The sequence below is a fragment of the Kitasatospora sp. NPDC056783 genome (assembly GCF_042789895.1).
Classification (GTDB): domain Bacteria; phylum Actinomycetota; class Actinomycetes; order Streptomycetales; family Streptomycetaceae; genus Kitasatospora.
Genome location: NZ_JBHUAF010000559.1, coordinates 1 through 3950, shown reverse-complemented (window position 1 = coordinate 3950; position 3950 = coordinate 1). Strand labels below are relative to the sequence as shown.

2 protein-coding genes and 3 pseudogenes are annotated in these 3950 nt (G+C 75.4%); 1 reads left to right on the top strand and 4 read right to left on the bottom strand.

Annotated features, from left to right (window positions below):
• The 4 genes and pseudogenes from ACFRMQ_RS39025 to ACFRMQ_RS39010 all read right to left on the bottom strand — a co-directional run.
• Positions 1 to 1069, bottom strand: a pseudogene (locus ACFRMQ_RS39025) (glycosyltransferase); the annotation flags it as partial.
• Positions 1066 to 1861: pseudogene (locus tag ACFRMQ_RS39020) on the bottom strand (MerR family transcriptional regulator). The pseudogenes ACFRMQ_RS39020 and ACFRMQ_RS39025, both read right to left, overlap by 4 nt.
• A gap of 115 nt (positions 1862 to 1976) precedes the next feature.
• Positions 1977 to 3107 carry a DUF6745 domain-containing protein gene (locus ACFRMQ_RS39015; RefSeq protein ID WP_380735640.1) on the bottom strand — a complete coding sequence of 377 codons (1131 nt, stop codon included), beginning with the start codon at positions 3105 to 3107 and terminating at the stop codon, positions 1977 to 1979.
• 125 nt (positions 3108 to 3232) lie between these two features.
• The gene (locus tag ACFRMQ_RS39010) at positions 3233 to 3559 is read right to left on the bottom strand and encodes a hypothetical protein (RefSeq protein WP_380735639.1); all 327 of its coding nucleotides are present in this window, start codon (positions 3557 to 3559) and stop codon (positions 3233 to 3235) included.
• A 202-nt stretch (positions 3560 to 3761) separates the two neighbouring features.
• Between ACFRMQ_RS39010 and ACFRMQ_RS39005 the strand changes: the two are divergent.
• Positions 3762 to 3950: pseudogene (locus ACFRMQ_RS39005) on the top strand (hypothetical protein); the annotation flags it as partial.

The window sequence follows — 3950 nt, the reverse complement described above, 5'->3', positions numbered from 1 at the left end:
CCGGTCGGCGGTGAGGTCGGCGAAGCGGAGCGAAGCCGTCCCGGCGCCGAGCCTGGTGAGCCGGTCGGCCCAGAAGGGCTGGTCCGCCGTCACCGGGACCGGCACGCTCGGCGCTCCCGCGCGCAGCGCCGCAGCCGCCGTGCCCGCACCCGCGTGGTGCACGACCGCCGCCATGCGCGGGAACACCCGGGCGTGCGGCAGTTCACCGACCGTCAGCACGCCGTCGCCCTCCCCGGAGATCCCGGCCCAGCCGGCCTGCACCACGCCCCGGCCCCTCGGCCACCAGGGCGCTCAGCCGCGCGCCCTGCCACGCCGCCATGCTGCCGAAGCCGATGAACACCGGAGGCGGACCGGCCCGGAGGAAGTCCTCGACCTCGGTCGGCAACTGGTAGCCGTCCGCCACGTACGGCCACCAGTTACCGACCACCCGCGCCCCGTTCCGCCAGTCGGCCGGGTGTGGCACGACATGCGGACTGAATCCGTGCGGCACCGGCCGGCCCTCCCGCTCCACCGCCCTCCGGCGGGCGGTCTGGGCCACTGCCGGGAGACCGAGCCGCGACCGCAACCGGCGTGCGGCCTCGGCGTGCAGGCGGTCGACGACCCGCTGGCCGAGCGCCCGCGCCGCCCGGTTGCCCCAGCCGCCCAGGGAGCGGCCACCCCCGACGACCGGTGGGAACTCCCTCGTCGGCGGGGTGGGTCGCAGGTAGACCCCCATGCTGGGCACGCCCATCGCCTCCGCGAGGTGCCGGCCCAACGGCGCGGTGGTGGTGCTCGGCAGGAGCAGGTCGGCTCCGGGCGCGGCGGCGTCCACGAGCCCGTCTCCCAGCTGTCCGATGAACGCGGCGGCCCGCGCGAGCAGTTCGGAGCGCCCACCGGACGACCCCGTCCGTGCTCCGCGCGGGTCGACCGGGAGCGGACGGAAGCCGAGGCCGCTGTCGGCCACCAGCTCGCGGAAGGTCTCGGGTGCCGCGAGCGCGACGTCGTGCCCCGCGTCGCGCAGGCGGGCCCCGAGCCCGGTGTGGGGAGCGACGTCACCGTGGGAGCCGGCGGCCATGACGAGGATCCTCACCCGGTCGCCTCCGGTCCGCTCGCGCCGTGCCGCTCGACGTTGGCGCCGATCGCCACGCGGAGGCAGCCGGCCAGGCCCGGGCGCTGGTCGACCGGCGGGACGACGTGGGCGAAGGCGCGGGCGTCCGCCTCGTAGTCGTCGGCGATCCGGCAGTGCGTCTCCGGCGGGCACGGCGTGAACCACCGGGTGATGTGCTGCCGGTGCTGCTCGACGAGTCCCCGCACCGCCCGGTGGCCGGCCGGCAGCCCCTCGTCGAAAGGCCTCCAGTAGTCGGCCGCGCCATTCGGCGGCCTCCGCCATCAGCTGCCGCCAGTCCTCCTCGGAGCGGGTGGCGGCACGGGCCAGCGCCTCCTGGTGGCTGTCCCGCTCGCCCCACTTGAGGTGGGCGTCGGCGGCGTAGCTGAGGTCGAAGACGATGTCCCCGAAGACCTCGAAGCGATCCTCCGGGCTCAGCTCGACCCCGGTGCGCCGCACCTCGATGGCCCGCTCGGCGACATCGACGGGCTTCTGCAACCGGGCGATCTGCTCGGCGAGGTCCTGGCGTCGCGCCAGCAGGTGTTCGAGCGCGTTGGCCTGCGGGTCCGTCAGGATGTCGGCGATCTCGTCGAGCGGGAATCCGAGCTCCCGGTAGAAGAGGACCTGCTGGAGCCTGGCGAGGTCCGCACCGTTGTAGAGCCGGTAGCCGGCCGGGCTGCGCTCACTGGGCGAGAGCAGCCCGGACCGGTCGTAGCGGCGCAGGGTCCGGATCATGACCCCGGCGAAGCCGGAGACTTGTCCCACCGACCAGCTCATGCGTCCCTCCGATCGTCCGTGCGTTCGCTGCGCCCCACCACGTGGCCTGACGTGGGGTAAGGGTCAACACGCGCAGCTCGGGAGGCTCGCTCCGGATGCCGGGAGGCGTCCGCGATCAGGTCTCGCGCTGCGGGTGGTAGGCGCTCTCGGGTATGCCGAAGGTCCAGGCGACCCCGGCGCGCGCGGTGCGGGTGGTCGGGGGGACGCGCAGCCAGTAGGTGCGGTGGGTGCCGTCCGGCTCGGGGGTGGAGTTGACCACCTCGACCATCACCACCGGCTCGTCGTCGGGCAGGACGATCCGCCAGAGCACGCCGGTCCCGTCCCGGTGAACGGGCTCGGCGCCGGAGTCCGCGAGGTAGCGCTCGTAGCCGTAGTGCTCCAGCAGGACGCGGCGCAGCTCGGCGTTCTCCTCGGTGCGGATCCGCTCGACCGTCACCTCGGCCAGGCCCGCCAGGAACTCCGACGGGACGGGCATGCCGCGCCAGGCGTACAGGGCGAAACCGTCGGCGTACTCCAGGGCCGGACCGTCCGCCCGGTCGAGCCGTCCGGCCTCGTCGCGGTGCAGGGCGGTCGGCCGTTCGCTGAGCAGGACCACGTCGCGGTACGGCCACCACCAGCCGGCTTCCAGGGCCAGCTCGGCGAGTGGTGCGACGGCGTCGGCACTCGTGCCGGCGGCCTCGAAGGCGGCGAACCACGGCGCGTCGTGCTGGCCGCGCACGGCGTCCAGCAGGGCGAGCCGAACGGTGGTGCGGCGGGCCCGGGCCGCCTCGGCCACGGCGGTGTCGGCCTCCCGGTCGACTTCGGGGGCGAGCCGGTCGAGCACGGCGTTGCGCAGCCGGTCGGCGAGCGGGGTGGTGACCGGGCCGAGTTCGCCGCCGGTGAGCGCCCAGTGGCCCGCCCATCCGGTGGCGCCGACCTGCTCGACGGCCCCGCGCCGGGCCTCCTCCCAGGGCAGGGTGCGCACGGCCTCGCGCACGCTCTGCGCGCCGGCGGCCCGCAGCTCCAGCGCCGCCTCGGTCGCGGCGAGCGGCGAGCCGAACCAGCGGACCGCCTCGGGCTCGGGCAGTCCGGCCGCCCGGTAGGCGGCCCGGACGGCACGTTCGGCCACCGTCCGGTCGCCCGCCCCGGTGGCCGCCGCGGCCGCCCGCCAGCGGGCCGTGACCCCACCCGGCCCGGGCAACTCCCGCGCGTCCGTACGGTCGCCGTGGACCTCGTCGTGGACCTCGTCGTGGATCACCGTGTCCATCCCTGCTCCGTTCCCGGTCGGGCTTCCCGCCCGCCGTCCGTTCCCGTTCCGTGCCGCGGCTCCGGCCGCGCCTCGCCCTCGTGCCCCGCCGTCGTCCGCCCCCGTACGGCGGGCGGTACGGGTGGTCAGTCGGCGACCACCCGTACCGCGCCCGGCACGTACTCGCGCTGACGGACCACCCGGTACCAGCCCTTCGGCAGCGGTATCGCCGCGTGCTCCTCGTGCACCACCCGGCCGCCCTCGGGAAGGCGCAGCCAGCCGGCGCCGAACGGCCCGCTCTCGCGGCGCAGCTCGCCGGGGCCGACGACGGCGTGCGCGTGCCCGGTGACCTCACCGAGCGCCAGCACCATCCGTCCCCGCGCGTCCCGGGGCTGCACGGCCAGCTCCGCCGCCCGCGGCGGCACCACGCTCTCCTCGACCGGCACGATCAGCACATCGCCCTGGCGGTACATCAGTCCTCCCTCGCCGTACGGCGGGACCCCGGCGGACGCCGGAACCCACGGCTCCGCCGCGCCTGCCGCGGTCACTCTCCGGAGCCAGGACCCGAACATAGAGCAAGGGTCTGACAACGCGCCCGGGCAGCGCCCCGGCCGCCGGATTGTCAGTCCCGGCTGGTAGACAGTTGTTCGGCCCAGACCTCCAAAGGAGCAGCGCATGACTGTCAACGACCACCTCGAGCGGTTCCACGGTCTTCCCGTCTTCGACTTCGTGGAGGCCTTCGAGGCTGCCGAGGAGGAGGGCGGATCCGACGCTCCCCGGCTGCCGGAGGCGGACGCGGTCGCCTGGAGGCTCAGGCTCGAGTACGAGTCCGAGGCGACGTTCGTCGAGTGCTGGGAGCAGTTC

Coding starts and splice junctions, on each gene's coding strand:
- ACFRMQ_RS39015 (WP_380735640.1), bottom strand. CDS start 3,107: ATGGACACGGTGATCCACGACGAGGTCCACGACGAGGTCCACGGCGAC.
- ACFRMQ_RS39010 (WP_380735639.1), bottom strand. CDS start 3,559: ATGTACCGCCAGGGCGATGTGCTGATCGTGCCGGTCGAGGAGAGCGTG.